The sequence below is a fragment of the Acinetobacter rudis genome (assembly GCF_031157835.1).
GTDB lineage: Bacteria > Pseudomonadota > Gammaproteobacteria > Pseudomonadales > Moraxellaceae > Acinetobacter > Acinetobacter rudis_A.
In genome coordinates this window covers 25191-48201 of sequence record NZ_JAVIDR010000014.1, presented here as the reverse complement: position 1 = coordinate 48201, position 23011 = coordinate 25191, and the positions used below count along the sequence as shown (strand labels likewise).

The window sequence follows — 23011 nt, the reverse complement described above, 5'->3', positions numbered from 1 at the left end:
TTTAAAGGGCGGCAATGAATCAATTAAATACACAATCGGTACAAGAGGCTGAGCCTCTCAAACCAAAACAGACGACCTCATTGAGTTATAGCTTAAAGACTGCAAATTGTTTGGCGCATGTTTGGGGTGTCCCTAAAGTTGCTATGGCAGTAAACCCTTCAGCTCAGCGTTTCTCAAATGAAATTCCAAGTAGTACGGAGCGTAACTACTGGACTTTATTTAAGTGGTTGTTATTACGTAAATCTAATACTTGGGATGTAGAGGATATACAAGATAATCCTCATCTACATGCCAACGAATATGGTTTAGCACAAGATCGTCCTCATGCTAGCCTTGATGATTGGCAAGTATGGTGGGTTGGACATGCAACAGTGCTCATTCAAATTGGCCCATATAACTTTTTGACAGATCCCGTATGGTGCGAGCATGTGAGTCCACGTCAGGGGATAGGGCCTAAACGGGTGATTTCTGCAGGTATTGCTTTGGAGCAATTACCTCATATTCATGCAGTACTTTTAAGCCATAATCATTATGATCATATGGATTTGGCTACATTAAGTTGGTTACATCAAAAATTTGCTATGCCTATTTATACAGGTTTAGGTAATGCCTATTATCTAGATAAAAGTTGGCATGTGATTGAGATGGATTGGTGGCAAAGTGCGCTGTTCCATGGTTTGAAGATTGTGTATACACCAGCGCAGCATGGTTCAGGAAGAGGTTTACTTGATCAGAATGCTGCTTTATGGGGGGGATTCTCAATAGTAAATGAACATGGTCATTGTTTCTTTGCTGGAGATACTGGCTATTCACCACACTTTAAGCAAATACAACAGCGGTTAGGGCATGCTCGTTTGGCTATTTTACCTATTGGTACTTATGAGCCTCGAGAACTCATGCGTTATATGCATATGAATCCACAAGATGCCTTTCAAGCCCATATCGATTTACAAGCTAAGCGTTCATTGGCGGTACATTATCGAACTTTTCAGCTAACAGATGAGCCTCGTGAACTGCCACAGCAGCAGTTACAACAGACCTTACAACGGCAATCTAAGCTCATGAACCCATTTTATTGTTTAAAAGAAGGTCAGAAGTTGTCTGTTTAAGCAGATATTTTGATTGAGTTCAATGAGATGAGATGGTAAAAGCCCTTAAAATTTAAGGGCTTTTTTATTATTGATTAAAGTAAGCTTGATTGGCCTTGTGCAGGATCAGTGGCACGAGCAGCTTGTGCATCGGCAACGCTAAGTCCAAGGGCTTTTGCAACCCCTTCTCCATAAGCTGGATCACAAGCGTAGCAATTACGAATATGACGGTATTTGATGAAGTCTAACGCATCACCCATAGCAGCAGCGGTATTATTAAATAATGCCTGTTGTTGTTCTGGCTTCATGAGTTGGAACAGGGCACGTGGCTGACTAAAGTAGTCAGCATCATCTTGACGATAATCCCAAAAATCTGCATCACCCGTAATTTTTAAAGCAGGCTCTTTAAATTCAGGCTGTTCTTGCCATTGGTTAAAGCTGTTTGGTTCATAGTGCGGCAAACCACCATAGTTTGCATCTGTACGACCTTGCCCATCACGATGGTTAGAATGTACTGGACAGCGTGCTGCATTCACTGGAATTTGCTGGTAGTTTGCACCTAAACGATAGCGCTGTGCATCGGCATAATTAAATAAACGTGCTTGCAACATACGGTCAGGAGATACGCTAATACCTGGGACTAAATTACTTGGTGCAAAAGCAGATTGTTCAACATCTAGGAAGAAGTTTTCAGGGTTGCGGTTAAGCTCAAATTCACCCACTGGAATAAGAGGGTAGTCACCATGTGGCCAAACTTTGGTAAGGTCAAATGGATGATATGACACTTTTTCTGCATCTGTTTCAGGCATGATTTGGACGTACATGCTCCATTTTGGATAATTGCCTTGTTCAATTGCATTGAATAAGTCTGCTTGGTTGCTTTCACGGTCTTGGCCAATGATTGCTGCAGCTTCTGCATCGGTTAAGTTTTCAATACCTTGTTGTGTACGGAAGTGGAATTTAACCCAAAAACGTTCATTATTTGCATTGATAAAACTATAGGTATGGCTGCCAAAACCATGCATATGGCGGAAACTTTTAGGAATACCACGATCCGACATCACAATAGTAACTTGATGTAGTGCTTCAGGCAGTAGGGTCCAAAAGTCCCAGTTATAAGTGGCACTACGAAGGTTGGTGCGTGGATCACGTTTAACTGCTTTGTTGAGGTCTGGGAATTTTCGAGGGTCGCGTAAGAAAAATACAGGAGTATTATTTCCAACCATATCCCAGTTGCCTTCTTCGGTATAGAACTTTAGCGCAAAACCACGAATGTCTCGTTCAGCATCAGCGGCACCACGCTCCCCAGCAACGGTCGTGAAACGAGCAAACATTTCGGTTTTTTTACCCACTTCACTAAAAATTTTTGCACGTGTATAAGCAGTGATATCGTGGGTTACAGTGAATGTACCAAAAGCACCAGAACCTTTTGCATGCATACGGCGCTCAGGAATGACTTCGCGTACAAAGTTGGCTAATTTTTCATTTAACCACAGATCTTGAGCAAGCAGAGGGCCTCGTGCTCCAGCTGTCATACTATTTTGATTATCAACAACGGGTGCACCAAAATCAGTAGTGAGGTGCGAAACAGGACATTTTTTAAAGTCTTGGCTCATTATTGTCTCCAAAGAATCACGATATTCTTGCGAATGAATTAATATACTAGAGAATTAATTGGCTAGAAGAATCTACAATAACTATATGTATAACACAGATAAAGAGATGAACTGTAAACCATTATGTATCATATGATTCGATGGGATTTAGTGTTAATTAAGTCATCGTAGTCATGCGATAAATTCAATTTAGTGCAATTTCATTTATTATTCAAACCGATTTAAAAGATATTAATAATTCATTTTAGCGATTAAAAAGGGTCATTTAATTGAATGATAAAGTATGTAACATCAGGCTGTGTCAATTTGATGAATGCTTGTATTTTGGTATAAAAGGCATACAATTATCGCAACTAGTTGAGCTCAATCAATTTAGTCATGCTTTTTTAGTTTAAAGCACCAAGAAGCAATAATCTGAAGACATTTATAGGTGAATATTATGGCAAAGCAAAAAAAGCTGCCACAGCTTGAACAGCATAATTTTGTTGCAAAACATATGCATGAAGTTAACCGTAGTCAAGTGTTTAAAGACCGTAAAAAAGATCTCAAACGAGGTTATCAAAAACATAAACAAGGGCGAAATTCTGCGGAAGATCGCCTTTTTTATTGCCTGTTCACTGCTTTAAATTGTGCTGCATAATATATTTTTAGTTTAAATAACGACGTATTTCTTAACTGTTCTTATTGCCATCATTCACTTCTGTTCAATTTCTCTAATTTATACATACAATCTCTTATATCCGATTAATCCTGAGCAATTTACTAGGTTGAATCGATTTAAAATCAAATTAAAATAAACACCTACTTTTTATATGCCTATAGGTTCATCGTGAGTATTACCCAAAGCACTGAGCTACTTTCACCCGCAGGTTCATTAAAGAATATGCGTTATGCATTCGCCTACGGTGCTGATGCGGTTTATGCAGGTCAGCCACGTTATAGCCTGCGTGTCCGAAACAATGCTTTCGATCTTGAAAATCTTGCTATAGGCATAAAAGAAGCACATGAACTTGGAAAGAAGTTTTATGTGGTCGTAAATATCCAGCCACATAACAGTAAGTTGAAAAATTTTATTCAGGATTTAACTCCAGTCGTTGCCATGCAACCTGATGCTTTGATCATGTCTGATCCTGGTCTAATTATGATGGTACGTGAACATTTTCCTCAAATGTCAATTCATCTATCTGTACAAGCAAATGCAGTAAATTGGGCTACAGTAAAGTTTTGGAAAAACATGGGACTAACACGTGTGATTTTATCGCGTGAACTGTCACTTGAAGAAATTGAGGAAATAAAAAAACAAGTACCAGAAATGGAAATTGAAGTGTTTGTGCATGGTGCATTATGTATGGCTTATTCAGGTCGTTGTTTACTATCCGGATATATGAATAAGCGAGATGCAAATCAAGGGGCTTGTACCAATGCTTGTCGTTGGGATTATAACATTCATGCAGCTCAGGAAGATGTAACTGGCGACGTGATTGCAGTACAACAATTAGATGAAAATGACCAAGTTATAAAGGCTTGTTGTAAAGCTGATGCTGATGAACAGCATGCGTTGGCACAGCATCATATGGCTGATCCAGTGTTATTGCAGCGCAATGATGAAGATATGTTTGCCGCCGAGGAAGATGAGCATGGTACGTATTTCATGAACTCAAAAGATTTACGTGCAGTTCAACATGTAGAGCGCTTGAGTAAAATGGGAGTACATTCACTTAAAATTGAAGGGCGTACTAAGTCGTATTTTTATTGTGCTCGTACAGCACAAATTTATCGTAAGGCAATTGATGATGCTCTAGCAGGGCGTGCATTTGATCCTGCCTTAATGACACAATTAGAAGGTTTGGCGAATAGAGGATACACGGAAGGTTTCTTGCGTCGTCATGTACACAGTGATTATCAAAACTATGCAACCGGTTCATCAGTATTTGACCATCAACAATACTGTGGTGAAGTACTTGAGCGTCAAGGAGAGTATCTGCTGATTGATGTGAAAAATAAATTTGTTGTAGGTGATTCTTTAGAGTTGATGACACCGCAAGGGAATATCACATTTGATTTGACTGAAATTTTAGATAAGAAAGGTCAAGCGATTGATGTTGCTAAGGGTTCTGGTCACATTGTAAAAATTCCTATACCTGCTGAGGTTAATGTTGAGTTTGCACTTTTGATTCGAAACTTAAATCATTCTAGTCAAAATATTTCCGCATCTGCTCTAGCTTATGTTGCAGATTAAGTCATGAGTTTATTCATTACCGATGACTGTATCAATTGTGATATGTGCTTAGCTGAGTGTCCCAATCAAGCGATTTTTGAAGGGGAGAAGTATTATGAAATTGATGTGGAACGTTGTACCGAATGCGTTGGTTTCTATGATCATCAAACTTGTGTAGCAGTTTGTCCCATCGAATGTATAGTGCCACATCCAGAATTTAGAGAGAGTCAAGAGCAGCTTTTAAGCAAATTTAAAGCGCTTAATATTGTCTAAAGTGGCGATGCTCGATTTTAAATGAGGACGAAGCTATTTTTAAAATACACTAATGTGGTGAAATGAATTCAATCATTCCCCTCCTGTAGGTATAACGGGAGGGGGTGTTTTTTAGACATTAACAATACGAGAAGATTTCACCATGTCTGCAAGACCATGTGTTTTAAAGTAATATTCAATCCAGCTTTTAACGATGAGTGGGTTATTCATCTTTAATACCTGTTCGAGTAAGACCTGTGCATCGCTCATTGATACGTTACAGATCGCTTTACGTACCCGTAAAATATTACTTGAACTCATAGACAGTGTGTTGAATCCCATTGCCATGAGCAGAACCGCAGAAAGTGGATCACCAGCCATTTCACCACAAATACTAATTGGCTTATTGTATTTATGACACTCTATAACGAGGCGTTGTAGTGAGCGTAATACCGATGGGTGGAAATGTGAATAAACACTAGAAACACGTGGATTATTACGGTCTACGGCAAGTAAATATTGAATTAAGTCATTAGAACCAACAGAGAAAAAGTCCACTAACTCTGCAAACTCGTCAATTTGTAGGAGTACGCTTGGAACCTCAACCATAATACCAATTTTAGGTTTGGTGATTTTGACTTCTTCCTCTTCTTGTACCGCAATCCAGTCACGTTCAAGTAGGTAGAGTGCTTCTTCAACCTCACTTATGCTGGTCACCATAGGCAACAAGATATGCAAATTATTCAGGCCAATGCTGGCTTTGAGCATGGCACGAATTTGAGAAGAAAAAATCTCAGGATGATCAAGCGTAAAGCGAATACCTCTCCAGCCTAGGGCAGAGTTTTCTTCTTCAATTTCAAAATAGGGTAAGTCTTTATCTGCGCCAATATCGAGGGTACGCATGACCACAGGTTTATTGGCAAAATGACTCAGCTGTTGTCTATAAATTGCCCGTTGCTCTTCTTCGCCAGGAAAACGTTCACGGAGCATAAATGGAATTTCAGAACGATATAGACCAACGCCTTTGGCACCACGTTGAACACCTCGGACAACATCAATCATGAGGCCAGTATTAACAAACAAGCGTACTGTTACACCATCGGGTGTAATCGCATCTTTGGTCTCATATTGTTTGAGATCCTTCGCCATTTGTTCTTCTTCTTTTTGAATCTCTTTATAACGTTGGCGTAAGCGCCGTGGCGGATTTACAAAAACACGCCCTTGATAGGCGTCAACAATGAGTTCAACATCATCTAATGTATTAATGGGGAGTTCGGTGACACCCACAACAGTTGGAATACCTAATGCACGAGCAACAATGACCATATGTGAGTTTGCTGCACCTTCAGAGGTAACAATAGCTGCAATTTTACCAACAGGAAGCTCAACTAAGGCCGCTGTACTGATTTCTTCACCAATAATAATGCTGTCAGAACTGAGTTCCTTATGGCTAGAATCTGCCTCTTGTAAGGAAGCGAGAATACGTCGACCTAGATCTTTAAGATCTGCAACACGCTCACGTAAATAGTCGTCTTCCATTTGTGCAAAAAGAGCAACATGGCGATCAATAACGCGTTTTACTGCACCTTGTGCCCAGTGACCATCACGAATTAATTCTTTTATTTCAGCAGGCAGAGCATTGTCATCTAACATGCGTAAGAACACGCTAAACAGAGCACGTTCCTCTGACATGAGAGAGTCATGCATTTTTTCATCAAGTGAACGAATCTCTTGTCGAACAGATTCTATGGCTTGATCAAGTAAAACAAGTTCTTCACTGATATCGTCAGCTTCACGATCAGGAATGGCAGCTAAATCTGCTAAAGGATAGAGAATAATGGCACGGCCTAAAGCAATGCCTCCAGCACCTGAAGAGCCTTGAAAAGTTTTATAGGTAGAGCCTAGGTTGGGTTTTCGAAAAACATCAATATTACCCACAGCGTGTGCATGTGCAATTACACCAGAAAGTTGAGCACAAAGCGTTACTAAGAATGATTCAGCTGCTTCACTAAAGTCTTTAGCTTCACGGTTTTGCACAACCATTACGCCCATGACCTTACGCCGATACATGACGGGTACACCAAGAAAAGAATGGTAAATTTCTTCTCCGGTTTCAGGGAAGTAAGCGAAACGTTCGTGTTTGGAGACATTGTCTAAATTGACAATTTCTTCACGCTGCCCAACCAGACCAACTAAGCCTTCGCCAAGCTGTAACGCAACGTTGCCTACAGACTCAGGATTTAGACCTTTAGAAGCCATAAGTAGATAACGTTGATTGCGTTCATCAAATAGATAAATTGAACAGACGTCTACATGCATGGCATCAGAGACCTGATTGACCATGATGTCTAAGGAGTCATGCAAACAAACAGACGAATTGATTTCTTGCACAATTCGCCGCAAGGTATCTAGTTGCATGTTTGACATTAATGTCAACTCCTTAAAATATAAAATCTATTAATTAGTCTGAAGGTAGACCCCATAGTTATAGCAGCTGTATTCTAAAAAAGCATTTGCCATTTATAATGAATTTTTATGTATATGTTGTGGAACACATGCACATAACTCCATCATCGCTTTACGATAAACATCTCTTTTAAAATTCACTACTTGCCCAAGTGGATACCAGTAACTTACCCACTGCCATTGATCAAATTCTGGAGATTCTGCCAGATTTAATCGAATAAATTGTGTAGAAGCTGTCAGTTTTAATAAAAACCACTTTTGCTTCTGCCCGATACATACCGGATCAGAGTCTGACCGAATGTAGCGATGTGGCAAACGATAATGTAGCCAACCTTGTGTTTGAGCAATGACCTGAACATGTTCAGGTAATAACCCCACTTCTTCGCGTAACTCTCGAAATAGCGCTTGCTCAGGAGTTTCACCAAAGTGAATCCCGCCCTGAGGAAATTGCCACGCATTGTGTCCAATGCGTTTTGCCCATAACACTTGTCCACTATCATTTGCCAAAATGATCCCGACATTCGGTCGGAAACCTTCTGAGTCGATCATTTGGCTACCTAAAATCTATCTATATGTTGACTTTGATTCTGCGAGCATTTTGCCTTTTTGCTCATATCTAAAAAATCAAAGTAATAATGTTTTAAAATTGCTATGATCTTAACGAATTTCTATCGACTAGCGGAGATAGATTTACATTTTTTTTCTTAAATTTCAGTTTGAATGGAAGTTTTCATGAAATTGGCACTGTTTGATCTTGATCACACCCTCCTTGATACCGATTCTGACCATGCTTGGGGTGAATTTTTAGTAAATGAGGGCTTAGTTGATCCTATTCGACATCGTCAAATGAATGATCAATTTTATGAGGACTATAAAGCAGGGCAGTTAGATCCGATTGCTTATAATGAGTTTGTTTTTGAGTTTTTAACTCAACATAGCCAAGCTGAGTTAAAAAAATTACATCAACAGTTTATGGACAAAGTCATTCGCGTAAAAATGCGTAAAGCTGGTTTTCTTGCGATTGAACAGCATCGTCAAGCAGGGCATCAGTTGGTGGGGATTACTGCAACATCTGATTTTATTACCGCACCTATATTTAATGAATTTGGTATTACTGAGGTGATTGCAACGACTGCTGAGTTTAAAGACGGATACTATACAGGTAAAGTTGCAGGAACACCTTGTTATCAAACAGGTAAGTTGCTTCGTTTGGAACAGTGGTTGGATGGACGCGAGGTGACAGAGTCTTGGGCGTATTCAGATTCTATAAACGACCGTTTTTTACTGGAATATGCTGATCATGCAATTGTTGTCTCTCCAGATGAGCGTTTAGCTCAATTAGCTCAACAGCAAGGTTGGCCTATTGAGGATTGGTCGATTACGGCATCAGTTTAATTCAACCCATTCTTTATTAAAGATAAGCCACATTTATGCTTAAAAATCATGTATGTTGAACAAATAATCTAAAAATATTTTATGTGTAAGCAATGAAAAGGAGTATGAAAATGAATGGTTTAAGACCTAGAATGACTTATTTATTTGAGCAACTCGGTTTAGATGCAAGTCAAGAAGCAATTGCTTTGTTCATTGAGCAGCATCAGTTGGCTGCACATGTTGATATTTTACAAGCTGAGTTTTGGAGTATATCCCAACGTGCTTTTTTAGAAGAGAAAATGGGTTCAGATGGTGAGTGGACTACAGTAATTGATCAACTCAATGAGTCTTTGCATGAAGATTCTGTAAATCAAGTAAAATAATGATACAGGCGATTTAACTTATCAAGATTAAATCGCCTTATCTCACTTGTCGTTTTACTCTACAATTTTAATAAGTTCTTGTATTGCTCTAGATTGGGTACGTCCGGGATGCCAGACAATGCCAAGTTGGCGATGCATTTCAAGATCAAGATCAAGTTGTTGTAACTCGTCTGTGAGTAAGGTTTTAGGTAAAACAGACCAACCCAGCCCAATTGACACCAACATCCGTATGGTTTCTAAAGGATTATTGCTCATACTTACACGCGGCTTAAGCCCTTCTTTCTCAAATTCACGTAGCGTAATCTGACTCGTAAAGGTTTGTGCTGCAGGTAAAATACTTGGGTACTCAATTAAGTCTTTAAGTTTTAAGTTCCTTTTTCCTGCTAATGGATGAAAAGGAGCACTAACAAAGACTAAAGGGTCATCCCATATATGAATATATTTAAGGCGATCATCTAAAACTGGAGGTAAGGTCAGGAATGCGAGTTCTAGATCCCCAGCTAATACCTGCTCATGAGCCTGTTCAGAGTCAACAAAGTGTACATCTAAGGTAACGTCACTAAAGCGTTGAGTATATTGTTTTAAATAATCAGGTAAATGATGCAAGCCAATATGATGACTTGTCCCAATTTTTACTATGCCACGAACTTGGTCATGTTCATGGCTAAGGGTGTGGTGGATATCATTAAGCTCATTCATCCAATTTTTTACTTTGGGAAGTAAAGAATTAGCTGCATGTGTGGGTTGTACTCCCCGTCCAGCGGATTCAAAAAGTTTAACGCCAAAATAGCTTTCTAAAGTATGAATACGTTTGGTGACTGCGGGTTGTGTAATAAAAAGTTGTTCCGCAGCCATAGAAATAGAACCAGTTTCCATAACTTTAATGAAAGCATCAAAAGCTGCGAGATTCATAGATTCACCATTCGTTAAAATGACTTTAACTCATCAATTAAGTTTCGTCGTGATAATACTCGATTTGAGTTTACATTGATTCTTTCTTTAAGCTTAATTTCATTATCGAAATTAATAAATTAAGTTTAATTAAAGGGCTTACTCACATGATAAATAAAAATATGTGAGATAGTTAACACTTTTTGTATCAAAATACACTTTTTTGTAAAATAAAAAAGCATACTTCTTCGGTGCAAGAAGTATGCTTAAATTTTTTTAAATCTATTATTTTAATTATTTATTTTTATTTTTTTAATTTGAATTTAATAGCTTACTATTCCAAATTTTTTCATGAAAAAAGAATGCAAATGCTTGAACAGTGGGTTCAAGTAGGCTAAGTGTCATTGCAATCATCATATTTCCTGTAACGATGTATGCCACTAACATGGCAATACTAATATGCATTACATAGTAACTTAGGGTTTTTTTAAGAGTGCGTTGATTGTAACGCATAAAGTTTTTCACACGACTCATCTCAACCTCCTCATGTAAACTAAGTAAATAACTTGATGATGCAAATGATAATCATTAACAATGATAATGTCTAGTCTAAATTAATGTTTAATGAGGATTTATTGAATAATAAATATTTATTCCAATAAGTTTGTTAATCTATAAAAATGATAAATTAGAATAATGAATAAAGCTGGGTATAATAGATTTAAACAGAAATACCTAGATCTATGGAGCAAGTCGACATGGCAGGCAATATTCAAAAAACACTTTATGATAAATTGTGGGATGACCACTTGGTAAAACAGCGTGATGATGGATCATGCTTACTTTATATTGATCGTCATTTATTACATGAAGTGACTTCACCACAAGCCTTTGAAGGTTTGCAACTTGCTGCTCGTCAACCTTGGCGTTTAAGTGCCAATATTGCAACACCTGACCATAATGTACCGACTTCTAAAAAAGAACGTGCTGCAGGTATTGCAGGTATAGAAGATGATACTTCACGTATTCAAGTACAAACCTTAGATGATAATTGTCGTACTTTTGATATTACACAATTTGATATTAATGATATCCGTCAGGGAATTGCACATGTTGTAGGGCCTGAACAAGGTTTAACTTTACCTGGTATGACAGTTGTATGTGGGGATTCGCATACAGCTACACATGGTGCTTTTGGTTGTTTGGCACATGGTATTGGTACTTCAGAAGTTGAACACGTATTAGCGACCCAATGTCTTGTACAAAAGAAAATGAAAAACATGTTGGTCCGTGTTGATGGTCAATTAGGTCAAGGTGTAACTCCTAAAGATGTTGTACTTGCCATTATTGGTAAAATTGGTACCGCTGGTGGAACAGGACATGCAATAGAGTTTGGTGGTCAAGTTTTTAGAGATATGTCTATTGAAGGACGTATGACTGTATGCAACATGGCAATTGAAGCTGGTGCTCGTGTTGGTATGGTTGCTGTAGATGAAAAGACCATTGAATATGTTAAAAATCGTCCGTATTCACCACAAGGCGCTGAATGGGATGCCGCAGTAGCATATTGGAATACTTTGCATTCAGATGCTGATGCTCATTTTGATACGGTTGTTGTAATGCAAGGTGAAGAGATAGAACCACAAGTCTCTTGGGGAACTTCGCCAGAAATGGTGATTCCAGTATCACAAGATGTTCCGACTTTAGAACAAGCTAAAGATGATGTGCAGCGAAGTGATTGGAAACGAGCGTATCAATATATGGGTCTAGATGCTGGTCAGGCATTAAGTCAAATTCAATTAGACCGAGTATTTATTGGTTCTTGTACCAACTCTCGTATTGAGGATATTCGCGCAGCAGCTGAGGTTATTCGTGGCCGTAAAGTTGCAGCTAGTATTAAGCAAGCGATGATTGTTCCTGGTTCTGGCTTGGTAAAACAACAAGCTGAACAAGAAGGCTTAGATAAAATATTTATCGAAGCTGGTTTTGAGTGGCGTGAACCTGGTTGTTCGATGTGTTTGGCAATGAATGCAGATAAATTACAGCCTGGTGAGCATTGTGCATCTACTTCAAACCGTAATTTTGAAGGACGCCAAGGTAATGGTGGTCGAACACACTTAGTAAGTCCAGCAATGGCCGCTGCTGCCGCAATTGCAGGGCACTTTGTCGATGTACGTAACTTTTAATAGGGGATGACTATGCAAGCCTATACGATTGAACAAGGGATCGTTGCGCCATTGGATCGTGCCAATGTGGATACCGATTTAATTATTCCGAAACAGTTTTTAAAATCAATCAAACGTACTGGTTTTGGTGATAACTTATTTGATGAGTTGCGCTACCTTGATGAAGGCTATCCAGGACAAGATAATTCAAAACGTCCTCTAAATCCTGATTTTGTATTGAACCAAGCGCGTTATCAGGGTGCGAATATTTTGATTGCACGTCAAAACTTTGGCTGTGGTTCAAGTCGAGAACATGCACCGTGGGCTTTGAGTGAATATGGTTTTAGAACTGTGATTGCATCAAGTTTTGCCGATATCTTTTTTAATAACTGTTTTAAAAATGGGATGTTGCCTGTAATTTTGCCAGAAGATGTTGTTGATCAATTATTTAAGCAATGTGCTGAACAACCCAATTATCAACTAACCGTTGATTTGGAAGCGCAACAAGTGCGTACACCAAATGGTGAAATCTTCAGTTTTGAGGTCGATCCATTTCGTAAGCATTGTTTATTAAATGGTTTGGATGATATTGGCTTGACCTTACAAGCAACTGATGAAATTCGTGCTTATGAAGAGAAAACACAACGAGCACGTCCTTGGGTGTTTCGTGAGCTTAAAGCTTAAGCCGATGATTGGGTAGGAAACTCATAGCATCACTGCCTGACACCTGCTAAGATTCTGAGCACATTTGTCTTGGTATTATTGATAGGGGTTGGGCTGTGTAATGTTTCGTAGTCGTATCATTATCATTGGTTTCGCAGGTTTTCTACTCAGTGCTTGCCAATCTACGCATTTTGCTTTGGATCGTTTAATGATTCAACAAGTAGAGAAGAGGCCGAACGCAGAAAATAATGTCAGCCTCTATTGTGCTGGTGCAAAAAGTTGTGAGTTTAGTCGAATAGATCAAATTGAAATTGTGAATGACCAGAGTAAACGTGTAAATCCAAATGCTATACGCAAAGGTTATGTTCATTTAACTGGAGAGGCACGTGATCAAAGTAATTTATATTTGACTATACCTGCAAAGCAGCATGAGGTCGTTGTTCATTTTTATCCGATATCAAATAAACACGCTGAAGTGTTTCATTTTATTCATCAATTTAAGCCAAATAAACGCTATCAGTTAACAATGTATCGCAAACAAAGCAAGAAGGCTGGCAGTTTGCTGAGTGTTTCCCCTCCAGCACCACTCTGTGTTGATGTTCATGAAGTCAACAAACTGGTGCGCCGTTTTTGCCGTCCTCATGATGCAGCAACAGGGGTGAGCGAGTTTGTGGAAGAAAAGATTTAATTTATACAGTTTGAATTGACTGTACGACCTATGGAACAAGACGATGTCTAAAAATATTTTAATTCTTGCGGGTGATGGAATCGGTCCTGAAATTATTGCAGCGGCTGAACAAGTTCTACAACATGTTAATGTTCAATTTGGTTTGGACTTAACATGGCAGCATGGTTTGCTTGGTGGTGCAGCTATTGATGCACATGGTGAACCGTATCCAGCGGTTACTGCCGCACAAGCTACACAGGCCGATGCAATTCTTTTAGGGGCAGTTGGTGGACCTAAATGGGATAGCATTGAGCGTTCTATTCGCCCAGAACGTGGTTTGTTAAAAATTCGTAGTGAATTAAATCTGTTTGCAAATTTACGTCCAGCATTGCTTTATCCGCAATTGGCTGATGCCTCAAGTCTTAAGCCAGAAGTTGTTGCAGGTTTAGATATTTTAATCGTTCGGGAGCTAACAGGCGGGATCTATTTTGGTCAACCTCGTGGTATTCGCGAATTAGAAAATGGCGAAAAACAGGGCTATAACACAGACGTTTATAGTGAGTCAGAAATTAAACGTATTGCAAAAGTAGCTTTTGAATTGGCAGGTTTACGTGGTTCTAAAGTTTGTTCTGTCGATAAAGCCAATGTTTTAGAAGTAACAGAGCTTTGGAAGCAAACAGTAACTGCTATGCAACAAGCAGAATATCCAAACATTGAATTGTCACATATGTATGTTGATAATGCGGCAATGCAATTGGTACGTGCGCCAAAACAGTTTGATGTTATTGTAACAGGTAACCTTTTTGGTGATATTTTGTCCGATGAGGCTGCAATGTTAACTGGTTCAATTGGTATGTTGCCATCTGCTTCTTTAGATGAAAATGGCAAAGGAATGTATGAGCCATGTCATGGTTCTGCACCTGATATTGCTGGTCAAGATGTTGCAAACCCATTAGCAACCATTTTATCTGTTGCAATGATGTTGCGTTATAGCTTCCGTGAAGAAGCTGCTGCTAAAGCGATTGAAGATGCTGTAGGTAAAGTGCTTGATCAAGGTTTACGTACAGCAGATATTATGTCTGAAGGTATGCAACGTGTAGGTACAGTGGCTATGGGTGCTGCTGTGGTTGCTGCACTCGGAGAATAAATATTTCTCACTTATAGATGATGTATTTAGCAGCTAGATAGAAATATCTAGCTGCTTTTTTGTGTGACTTTTCAAGATAAAAAGTGACATTGATTTAGAGACAGTGAATAATAATTAAACCTGATTAGGGAACAGGTATGCGCACAATATCATGAATATACAATAATGGTGACGGATGTCATCTAGGGGAATCAATGAAAAAAATACTTTTAATGTTGTCTGTTATGTGTACGCCAATTTTGGCTTTTGCTGATAATTGCGATAGTACACGTAATACTTATGATGCCGTATATTGTGATGGTAAGGTCTACGTAAATGCAGACAATGAGCTAAATAAAAACTATCAAGAGTTACGAAAGCTTTTGAATAAAGAGCAAAAAGATAGTTTAAAGCGTTCGCAATTGGCATGGATCAAACAACGTGATCAAGCATGTACACGAGAGTCCAACCGTGGTGATGTGATTAACACATCATGTCAATTACGCAAAACCCAAGAAAGAAATTCATGGTTACGAGAGCGGACACGAGAGTGTCAAACTGTAGGCTGTAAAACCTCAGCTTTGAAGGAAGTTTAAAATATAAAGGTACACTTTGTATAAACAGCAAAAGCCACAATATGTGGCTTTTTTTGCTTACACTAAAACTTAGCGTGCACGATAAGTAATACGACCTTTACTGAGATCGTAAGGTGTCATTTCAACCTTTACGCTATCGCCAGTTAAAATACGAATATAGTGTTTACGCATTTTACCAGAGATGTGTGCAACAACCTCGTGACCGTTTTCTAAACGTACACGAAACATAGTATTAGGAAGCGTTTCGGTGACAACGCCTTCGAACTCGATAAGTTCCTCTTTATTGGCCATAGCCTACCTGATGATCAAATTGGAAAGGCGCAAATTATAGGCAATATTTCGGTGAAAAACAAGAGAGTGTATACATTGTCTTATTTGTATGGAGTGAAAATGAACGAACATTGAGATAAATAAATTCTACAAAAATTAGCTTATAATTATTGTCAGTATGGTCAATCGAAGCTAAGCTAAAACTAATTTTTTTGAGTATAAATGAATAACATACAAGGAAGGGCAGAGCGTGAGTCAGCTAACTGATGCTTCGGTGGTATTGCGATTGGGCTATCAAGCGATACGTCGTTCAGGATTGCCCACCGAAGAAATATTAACAAAAGCAGGTGTGGCATTAAATCAAGTTGAGCTAAATGCGAGAACACCTTTGAGTGCGCAATATGCTTTTTGGGTTGCAGCAGAAGAAGTCAGCAAAGATCCAGATATTGGTTTGCATTTAGGTGAACACTTACCCCTATATCGTGGGCAAGTTATTGAGCATTTATTTATTAGTAGTGAAAACTTTGGTGAAGGTCTAAAGCGTGCTTTGGCATACCAACGTTTAATCAGTGATGCACTACATGCACGACTTGTCATAGAAGATGATCATTGTTATTTAACCAATGGTGAGCAACCTTGGGCTGATAATTTGATTAATCGTCATTTTTCTGAATGTGCTTTTTCAGGTATTTTGCGATTTTTTAAATTTATTACTGAAGGGCGTTTTGAACCGTTATACATCGATTTTAACTTTAATTCAGGCGCAAGTGCCGATGAATACCTACGTGTTTTTGAATGCCCAGTGAGCTTAGGACAAAAAGAAACCCGTTTATACTTTGATCCTGCAATTTTATCTTTCCCACTTTGGCAAGCTGAACCTGAATTATTACAACTACATGAGCAATTGGCGATTGAAAAATTGCAAGAACTTGCGCGTTATGACTTGGTTGGGGAAGTGCGTAGAGCGATTGGCTCTACTTTGGAAAGTGGCGAAACAACATTAGAAACCGTTGCTACACAGCTTGATATTACGCCACGTCGACTTAGAACACAGTTGAGCGAAGCCAATACAAGTTTTCAGCAAATTTTGTCTGATTATCGCTGTCGTTTGGCCAAAAAATTATTGGCAAATACCAGTGAAAGTGTAGAGCGTATTGTGTATCTGACGGGTTTTTCTGAGCCGAGTACTTTCTATCGTGCTTTTAAACGTTGGACCAATGAAACGCCTGTGGAATATCGTAAACGTAAACAACGTTAACGCAGACTGGGGTATGAATTGCCTAGAGCGAGGAGTGATTGTCGTTTTCTAGGTGCCTAGTCCTGAAATAAAAAGCCCCATACAGTACTGTTGGGGCTTTTGCTATTTGTTATTAGCAACTAGTCTGGCATATTGAGCCACTGTGGCCCCAAAGGAGGTGTTGGTAGCTGGAACTGTTCTGGATATTCCGCATGGATAAAGTAAAGACCATCAGGCGGTGCTGTAATACCCGCTGCTTTACGATCTAGTGCTGCAAAAATTTCATCAATATGTTCGATTGGGTATAACTCTTGTCCAATTTCTAGCAAGCACCCCATAATATTTCGCACCATGTGATGCAAAAAGCCATCGGCTTGAATATCTAAAACTAAGAAAGCACCATGACGAATAAGGCGACAATGGCGCACATGACGTACAGGTTGATTTGACTGGCACGATGCTGCCCGAAAGCTTTCAAAATTATGAGTTCCCTCAAACTTTTTTGCTGCCTCAATCATGAGTTCTACATTGAGCGGGTAGTAAGCATGTGTAACTTGCTTATGTAATAGTGCTGGGCGTTGGGGTGATTGGTAGACAACATAACGATAACGGCGGGCTTGTGCCTTAAAGCGGGCATGAAAGCTGTCATCCATTGGACGAATCCATTGCAATGCAATATCTTTGGGTAATTGACTATTGGCACCCATTAACCAACCACGTTCTGGGCGAATTGCCGTGGTGTCGAAGTGTGCAACCATATTGGTCGCATGTACACCAGCATCTGTGCGACCAGCACCATGTAAAGTGATAGGATGGTCGGCAATTTTACTGAGAACTTTTTCTAAAGTCTCTTGAATACTTCGTACACCAGCTTGTTGGGTTTGCCAGCCACGATAACGCATCCCATTAAACTCAATTCCAATTGCGAAACGTTGCATAGCGACCTCTAATTTAAATGATCTGACCAATGTTGCACATACTCGTCAGTAGTGCGGTATTCTAAATAAATTTTAAGAATTTTGGCATAGAGATCGGCATGGCCATAACTGTCATTGATTAAGATTGCAGCATTTTGGGTCCATTGTGTAATGGCGTAACGTTGATCTGTTTCACCTAATGCAACTTGTGTGGTGAGTACACAGACGCAACCGCTCTGTCTTAGTTGCTGTAAGGCATCAATAATACCTGCATCGCTGGCCATGTTACCTGTGCCATAGCCTTGCAAAATTAAAAAATCGGGTGGATTTTTACAGAGCTGGATGATGTTCTGTGCTAATTTTTCTTTTTCAATTGGCTGTAACATCCAATTGAGAATGTTGAGTTGTTGAGCGCGTTGTAAGTGCTCATTATGTACCTGAAAGGCTTGTTTGGATTGGTTGGTTATTTTTTCATTATAGGCAATACCATGAAATGCTTTAAGCGCTGTTGTATGTAATTTTAGCGCTGTTGCAGCATGGAAAAGTTGCTGATCAAAGGCCAAATAAACACCTACATCAACATGTAAAATATGTTTGAGTGCTGTATTTAAGTTGTCAAATGCATCACTGATAGGGCGTGGGTGTTCACCTGTTGGGTCAAGCAGGGGAAATTGACTTCCAGTGATAATAACATGGAAAGAACGTGCTAGAAAACGCGCTAAAGTTGCAGCAGCATAACTTAAAGTATCGGTACCATGAATAATAATGAAGTGTTGAAACTCATGCTGTAGCTGTTGGATTTGTTGAATGAGTTGCAGCCAATCTAAGGCAGTACAGGCACTACTATCTTTAATTGTTATTGCTGAGAAACATTGTACGTCAAACTGTTTGGGAAGAAGTGTTTGTAGTTTTGGGAGAAAGCTGTGTTGTGGCATAGGTGCAAGTGGTTCACCAACACAACCAAAAGTACCGCCCATATAAATTAAGGCAATTTTTTGCATAGCAAGATAAATTTTAGGAACAAAGTGTTTACATCATAATTTTAAATATGGATTGATGCTAGGGTTTCGCTATTGCGCTCGATACACTGCTTTGGTTTTTCTGTATTTAAAAATTAAACAAGCCGATCATTTGATCGGCTTGTGCATACTAAATAATGCCAATAGAGCTTATGCTTTGTAATCGATTAAGATACGCAACATACGACGTAAAGGTTCAGCCGCACCCCAAAGTAGTTGGTCACCTACAGTAAATGCACCAAGATACTCTTTACCCATATTTAATTTACGTAAACGACCTACTGGCACACTTAAAGTACCTGTTACTGCAACAGGTGTTAAATCTGTCATAGATGCTTCACGTGTATTAGGAACAACTTTTGCCCAAGGATTAGATTGACGAATCATATCTTCAATTTCATCTAATGGAACATCTTTCTTCAACTTTAAAGTCAATGCTTGTGAGTGACAACGCATGGCACCAATACGTACACAGTGACCGTCAATTGGAACAATTTGTGCGTTATTTAAGATCTTATTGGTCTCAACTTGACCTTTCCACTCTTCTTTAGATTGACCACTTTCGAGCTGTTTGTCGATGTATGGAATCAAAGAACCTGCTAAAGGAACACCAAACTGTGCTGAAGGGAATTCTTCACCACGTTGTAATTCAGCAATACGACTGTCAATATCCAAAATTGCAGATTTAGGATCATCTAAAAGCGTTTTGGTATTGTTATATAAATATCCCATACCTGTGATGAGCTCACGCATATTTTGCGCACCAGCACCTGATGCTGCTTGATAGGTCATCGCAGAAAGCCATTCGACCAAATTGTTTTGGAATAATGAGCCCATACCCATAAGCATCAGTGAAACTGTACAGTTTCCACCAACAAATGTTTTAACACCATTACTTAAACCATCTTTGATGACATGAGCATTGACTGGATCAAGTACGATAATTGCTTCATCTTCCATACGAAGTGTAGATGCAGCATCAATCCAATAACCTTTCCAAGTTTCTGCTCTAAGTTTTGGATAGACTTCAGAAGTATAGTCACCACCTTGACAGCTAATAATGACATCCATCCGCTTGAGACTTTCAATGTCTGTCGCATCCATAAGTGCTGGGGCGGTTTTGCCGCCATATGCAGGGGCTTCTCCCCCTGCGTTACTGGTTGAGAAGTAAAATGGCTCTATATGCGCAAAATCATTTTCTTCAACCATACGTTGCATAAGGACGGAACCAACCATCCCGCGCCAACCGACCAGACCTACTTTCATGTCACTTTGCCTCGGTGCGTTAATATAAAAAATAAAAGGATTTTTCAGTGTATCAAAAGCGCTTGTAACTGCAAGCATTACACAATTAAAACCGTAAGAAATTTTCAAAAAATATGAAAAACATAATACTTAAGTAGAGTATGTGGTTTGATAAAAAAAAGACAGCTGCGATTGGCATGTAAAAAATGACAATGAGCAACATAAGTACAGCATATGCTTTAAATAAATGTAATTACGGTAAAGGTGATTTGGTTAAGTGTTTGGTTTTTAATTTCACACAATGAGTAGCAAATTCGATGTGCTGATTTTCCACAGTTGCAAATTCTCGTTTTGGGGTTAGCGAGTCTATTGTGTTTAATTGTTTGGCCCACAGCATGGGATAGTTGGAGACAAATAATTCTCGCTGGACTTATTGCTGCGCTCATTTATCAACTTAAAATGGTGCTGCCTTATACTCTGGTATGGAAGAAACAGGTAAAACAAGTACCAGCTTCTGCTTGGAATCCTCAACAGCAACTCTCAATAATTGTTGCAAATGTATTGATGACCAATGATCAGTATCATTTACTTATTAAACATGTTCAGCAGTATCAGCCAGATATCCTACTCACTTTAGAAACAAATTTACTTTGGCAACATCAGCTAGAGGTATTGGAAGTTGACTATCCTTATCGTGTTGCGGTACCGCTTGAAAACTTGTATGGCATGCACTTGTATAGTCGATTACCCCTTCAAGATATTGAGATTAAATTTCTTCTTAGCGATGAAATTCCTTCTATTCATTGCAGCGTGATTTTAACTTCAGGACAGCCAGTACGAATATATGCCTTACATCCAAAGCCTCCAAGTCCAACAGAAGCAAAAAATTCAACCTTACGCGATGCTGAGTTATTGATTATTGGTGATCATATTCAGGATTTGGATGAAAGCTGTATTGTTATGGGTGACTTAAATGACGTTGCTTGGTCACGAACGACAAGATTGTTTCAACGTATAAGTGGTTTGCTTGATCCACGGATAGGGCGACACTATATCAACACATTTCACGCAAATTATCCTTTACTGCGGTGGTCACTTGACCATGTGTTTCACAGTGTGGATTTTGCATTAATTAAAATGAAGCGATTAACACATATTGGTTCAGATCACTTTCCAATCTATGTTGAGCTACAAACAGATCGTATTTTTGAACAAATACAAGATGAATTAGAAATGGTTGAAGGAGATCAAAAGGCTGTACAAGATGCGATTCAAAGCGGAATTGAGCAAGCTAAGGCCGAAGAAAAACCCATCTTAGATAGCATGGTACAGCAGCATGAAATAGAGAAAAAAATACAATGAGTTGATTCTATAGTATTTATGTGAATATCTAATAAGATATTCGACTTTGGCTTACATTCAATGAGTCTGATTACAACTAGTGTTCTAGTTTGCCTCTACGCTAATATGTGAACAGTAGCGCAAGAAAGGCAAAAAAAAATAATAAATAGAATAAAGCTAAACTGAACTAATAAAGGTTGCATAGACAACTCAATGAAAAAAACAACAGATAACTTTGGAAAGCTAATCTAGAGCCCAAATTCTATTAGATACTGAGTTTGGGCTTTTTATTGACTGAGCTTCAATCTAAGATGCTTTGATAAAGCGATAGCGTTTGGTCACACATTTGCTCTAAGCTAAATTGATGTACAGGAGCAACATGTTGTCTTTGTTCAATATGCCATTCTAATTGCATCTGCATGCACTCTATGTCATCAACTTCAATTAGACCTTGAGGATAGAGCTGTGCAAGTATTTCAGCAACGCCACCACGTTTCCAGCCAATAACTGGTGTGCCAAGAGAGAGTGCTTCAAGAGCAGTTCGTCCAAAAGTTTCTGCCTGGCTAGAGAGAGATAATACAACATCACTTAAAGCTAACCATTCTCGAATATCGCTACGATGTCCAACAAAAGTGATGTCATTACTTAAGCCTAGGCTTGAAATCTTTTTTTCTATTTCATCTAAATAAGCAGCTTTTTTTGCATCTGCTCCACCAACAATAACCGCATGAAGTTGAGGAAATTTCTTGTGCAAAGCTGCCACGAGTTCAATGAGTGTTTCGTGTCCTTTTAAACGGGTAATTCTCCCTGGTAAACAAACTAAAAAGCGGTTTTCAAGTTGCGGATAATCTAGAAAGGTCTTTTGTAACCATTGTGCTGATGGTTGATAGTGATGTGGGAAAGCTTGTGGGTCTATACCGCGATAAATACGCACAATATTTTGAGGTGGACAATGAGGGTAGTGGCTATGGATGTATTCAACAACACTATCTGAAACGGCAATAACTTTTTCTGCTTGAGTCATAATGGCGCTATAGCGATTAACAGAATAGAAGCCATGTACTGTGCTAATTAAGTGTGGGCGTTGCTGAGCGGGTATGCCTTTAAGAGCAAAGTGAGTTAACCATGCAGGTACTCGTGAGCGAACATGCAAAATATCTGGTTGATGTTGTTGTATCAACTTACGTAGTGGACGAATTTGCCATAGGCTGGCCAAGGATTTTTTATGAATAGCCAAGCTGAGGTGTTGTGAACCTTCCGACTCAAGTTGATTCACCATACGTCCACCATTGGACACAACTAGGGATTGATGACCTGCAGTGACGAGTGCTTTAGCAATTTCAAGCGTACCACGTTCTACGCCACCACTATTCAGTTCAGGAAGAAGTTGCATCACTTTCATGGCTGGACCTTATTATTTGAACATTGTGTGTTTAGACATTGATAGCTGTACCTTCTTGATTAAGGTACAGCATTT

At 39.0% G+C, this 23011-nt stretch carries 22 protein-coding genes and 1 pseudogene; 13 read left to right on the top strand and 10 right to left on the bottom strand.

Annotated features, from left to right (window positions below):
- The first annotated feature begins 14 nt into the window (after nucleotides 1–14).
- Nucleotides 15–1109, top strand: a complete 1095-nt coding sequence (locus RFH42_RS12160; RefSeq protein ID WP_308975924.1) for an MBL fold metallo-hydrolase — start codon at nucleotides 15–17, stop codon at nucleotides 1107–1109.
- A 74-nt stretch (nucleotides 1110–1183) separates the two neighbouring features.
- Here RFH42_RS12160 and RFH42_RS12155 read toward each other — a convergent pair whose 3' ends face one another.
- On the bottom strand, nucleotides 1184–2704 hold the full coding sequence (locus RFH42_RS12155; protein ID WP_308975923.1) for a catalase: 1521 nt from the start codon (nucleotides 2702–2704) through the stop codon (nucleotides 1184–1186).
- A 439-nt stretch (nucleotides 2705–3143) separates the two neighbouring features.
- Between RFH42_RS12155 and RFH42_RS12150 the strand changes: the two genes are divergently transcribed.
- The 3 genes from RFH42_RS12150 (at nucleotide 3144) to RFH42_RS12140 (ending at nucleotide 5195) form a co-directional block, all read left to right on the top strand.
- Complete coding sequence (locus tag RFH42_RS12150) at nucleotides 3144–3344, top strand: DUF7230 family protein (RefSeq protein ID WP_308975922.1); 201 nt, start codon at nucleotides 3144–3146, stop codon at nucleotides 3342–3344.
- 243 nt (nucleotides 3345–3587) lie between these two features.
- Complete coding sequence (trhP, locus tag RFH42_RS12145; RefSeq protein ID WP_374990835.1) at nucleotides 3588–4943, top strand: prephenate-dependent tRNA uridine(34) hydroxylase TrhP; 1356 nt, start codon at nucleotides 3588–3590, stop codon at nucleotides 4941–4943.
- Nucleotides 4944–4946: 3 nt separating this feature from the next.
- Nucleotides 4947–5195, top strand: a complete 249-nt coding sequence (locus RFH42_RS12140) for a YfhL family 4Fe-4S dicluster ferredoxin (RefSeq protein WP_308975919.1) — start codon at nucleotides 4947–4949, stop codon at nucleotides 5193–5195.
- Between the two features lie 111 nt (nucleotides 5196–5306).
- Here RFH42_RS12140 and ptsP read toward each other — a convergent pair whose 3' ends face one another.
- Both ptsP and RFH42_RS12130 read right to left on the bottom strand, forming a co-directional pair.
- Entirely contained in the window at nucleotides 5307–7601 is a 2295-nt protein-coding gene (ptsP, locus tag RFH42_RS12135) for a phosphoenolpyruvate--protein phosphotransferase (RefSeq protein WP_308975918.1), read from the bottom strand.
- Nucleotides 7602–7694: 93 nt separating this feature from the next.
- On the bottom strand, nucleotides 7695–8189 hold the full coding sequence (locus RFH42_RS12130; RefSeq protein ID WP_308975917.1) for an RNA pyrophosphohydrolase: 495 nt from the start codon (nucleotides 8187–8189) through the stop codon (nucleotides 7695–7697).
- Between the two features lie 183 nt (nucleotides 8190–8372).
- Here RFH42_RS12130 and RFH42_RS12125 point away from each other — a divergent pair, with 183 nt between their 5' ends.
- Nucleotides 8373–9035 (top strand): HAD family hydrolase, encoded by a 663-nt coding sequence (locus tag RFH42_RS12125; protein ID WP_308975916.1) that lies wholly within the window; start codon nucleotides 8373–8375, stop codon nucleotides 9033–9035.
- 110 nt (nucleotides 9036–9145) lie between these two features.
- Nucleotides 9146–9397 (top strand): DUF2789 family protein, encoded by a 252-nt coding sequence (locus RFH42_RS12120; protein WP_308975915.1) that lies wholly within the window; start codon nucleotides 9146–9148, stop codon nucleotides 9395–9397.
- Between the two features lie 54 nt (nucleotides 9398–9451).
- Here the strand turns inward: RFH42_RS12120 and RFH42_RS12115 are convergent, their stop codons facing one another.
- Entirely contained in the window at nucleotides 9452–10309 is an 858-nt protein-coding gene (locus tag RFH42_RS12115; RefSeq protein WP_308975913.1) for a LysR family transcriptional regulator, read from the bottom strand.
- 291 nt (nucleotides 10310–10600) lie between these two features.
- Nucleotides 10601–10822: a DUF2061 domain-containing protein gene (locus RFH42_RS12110; RefSeq protein ID WP_308975911.1), complete on the bottom strand. Its 222-nt coding sequence runs from the start codon at nucleotides 10820–10822 to the stop codon at nucleotides 10601–10603.
- 224 nt (nucleotides 10823–11046) lie between these two features.
- Between RFH42_RS12110 and leuC the strand changes: the two genes are divergently transcribed.
- From leuC to RFH42_RS12085, 5 genes are all read left to right on the top strand, one after another.
- Nucleotides 11047–12474 (top strand): 3-isopropylmalate dehydratase large subunit, encoded by a 1428-nt coding sequence (gene leuC / locus RFH42_RS12105; protein WP_308975909.1) that lies wholly within the window; start codon nucleotides 11047–11049, stop codon nucleotides 12472–12474.
- 12 nt (nucleotides 12475–12486) lie between these two features.
- Nucleotides 12487–13137 carry a 3-isopropylmalate dehydratase small subunit gene (leuD, locus tag RFH42_RS12100; RefSeq protein WP_308975908.1) on the top strand — a complete coding sequence of 217 codons (651 nt, stop codon included), beginning with the start codon at nucleotides 12487–12489 and terminating at the stop codon, nucleotides 13135–13137.
- 100 nt (nucleotides 13138–13237) lie between these two features.
- The gene (locus tag RFH42_RS12095; RefSeq protein ID WP_308975907.1) at nucleotides 13238–13804 is read left to right on the top strand and encodes a hypothetical protein; all 567 of its coding nucleotides are present in this window, start codon (nucleotides 13238–13240) and stop codon (nucleotides 13802–13804) included.
- 43 nt (nucleotides 13805–13847) lie between these two features.
- Nucleotides 13848–14930 carry a 3-isopropylmalate dehydrogenase gene (gene leuB / locus RFH42_RS12090; protein WP_308975906.1) on the top strand — a complete coding sequence of 361 codons (1083 nt, stop codon included), beginning with the start codon at nucleotides 13848–13850 and terminating at the stop codon, nucleotides 14928–14930.
- 194 nt (nucleotides 14931–15124) lie between these two features.
- Nucleotides 15125–15505: a lysozyme inhibitor LprI family protein gene (locus tag RFH42_RS12085; RefSeq protein WP_308975905.1), complete on the top strand. Its 381-nt coding sequence runs from the start codon at nucleotides 15125–15127 to the stop codon at nucleotides 15503–15505.
- A gap of 69 nt (nucleotides 15506–15574) precedes the next feature.
- On the opposite strand, the gene infA is transcribed toward RFH42_RS12085, so the two are convergent.
- Nucleotides 15575–15796, bottom strand: a complete 222-nt coding sequence (gene infA / locus RFH42_RS12080) for a translation initiation factor IF-1 (protein ID WP_016657571.1) — start codon at nucleotides 15794–15796, stop codon at nucleotides 15575–15577.
- Between the two features lie 229 nt (nucleotides 15797–16025).
- On the opposite strand from infA, the gene RFH42_RS12075 reads away from it, so the two are divergent.
- Nucleotides 16026–17033, top strand: coding sequence for an AraC family transcriptional regulator (locus RFH42_RS12075; RefSeq protein WP_308975904.1), 1008 nt, complete (start codon nucleotides 16026–16028; stop codon nucleotides 17031–17033).
- 119 nt (nucleotides 17034–17152) lie between these two features.
- Here the strand turns inward: RFH42_RS12075 and truA are convergent, their stop codons facing one another.
- The 3 genes from truA to asd form a co-directional block, all read right to left on the bottom strand.
- Nucleotides 17153–17950, bottom strand: coding sequence for a tRNA pseudouridine(38-40) synthase TruA (gene truA / locus RFH42_RS12070; RefSeq protein ID WP_308975903.1), 798 nt, complete (start codon nucleotides 17948–17950; stop codon nucleotides 17153–17155).
- Between the two features lie 8 nt (nucleotides 17951–17958).
- Entirely contained in the window at nucleotides 17959–18930 is a 972-nt protein-coding gene (locus RFH42_RS12065; RefSeq protein WP_308975901.1) for an asparaginase domain-containing protein, read from the bottom strand.
- Nucleotides 18931–19098: 168 nt separating this feature from the next.
- Nucleotides 19099–20214: an aspartate-semialdehyde dehydrogenase gene (gene asd / locus RFH42_RS12060; RefSeq protein WP_308975900.1), complete on the bottom strand. Its 1116-nt coding sequence runs from the start codon at nucleotides 20212–20214 to the stop codon at nucleotides 19099–19101.
- 222 nt (nucleotides 20215–20436) lie between these two features.
- Between asd and RFH42_RS12055 the strand changes: the two are divergent.
- A pseudogene (locus tag RFH42_RS12055) lies at nucleotides 20437–21555 on the top strand (endonuclease/exonuclease/phosphatase family protein).
- 280 nt (nucleotides 21556–21835) lie between these two features.
- Here the strand turns inward: RFH42_RS12055 and RFH42_RS12050 are convergent.
- Nucleotides 21836–22936 (bottom strand): glycosyltransferase family 4 protein, encoded by a 1101-nt coding sequence (locus RFH42_RS12050; RefSeq protein ID WP_308975899.1) that lies wholly within the window; start codon nucleotides 22934–22936, stop codon nucleotides 21836–21838.
- Between the last annotated feature and the right edge of the window lie 75 nt (nucleotides 22937–23011).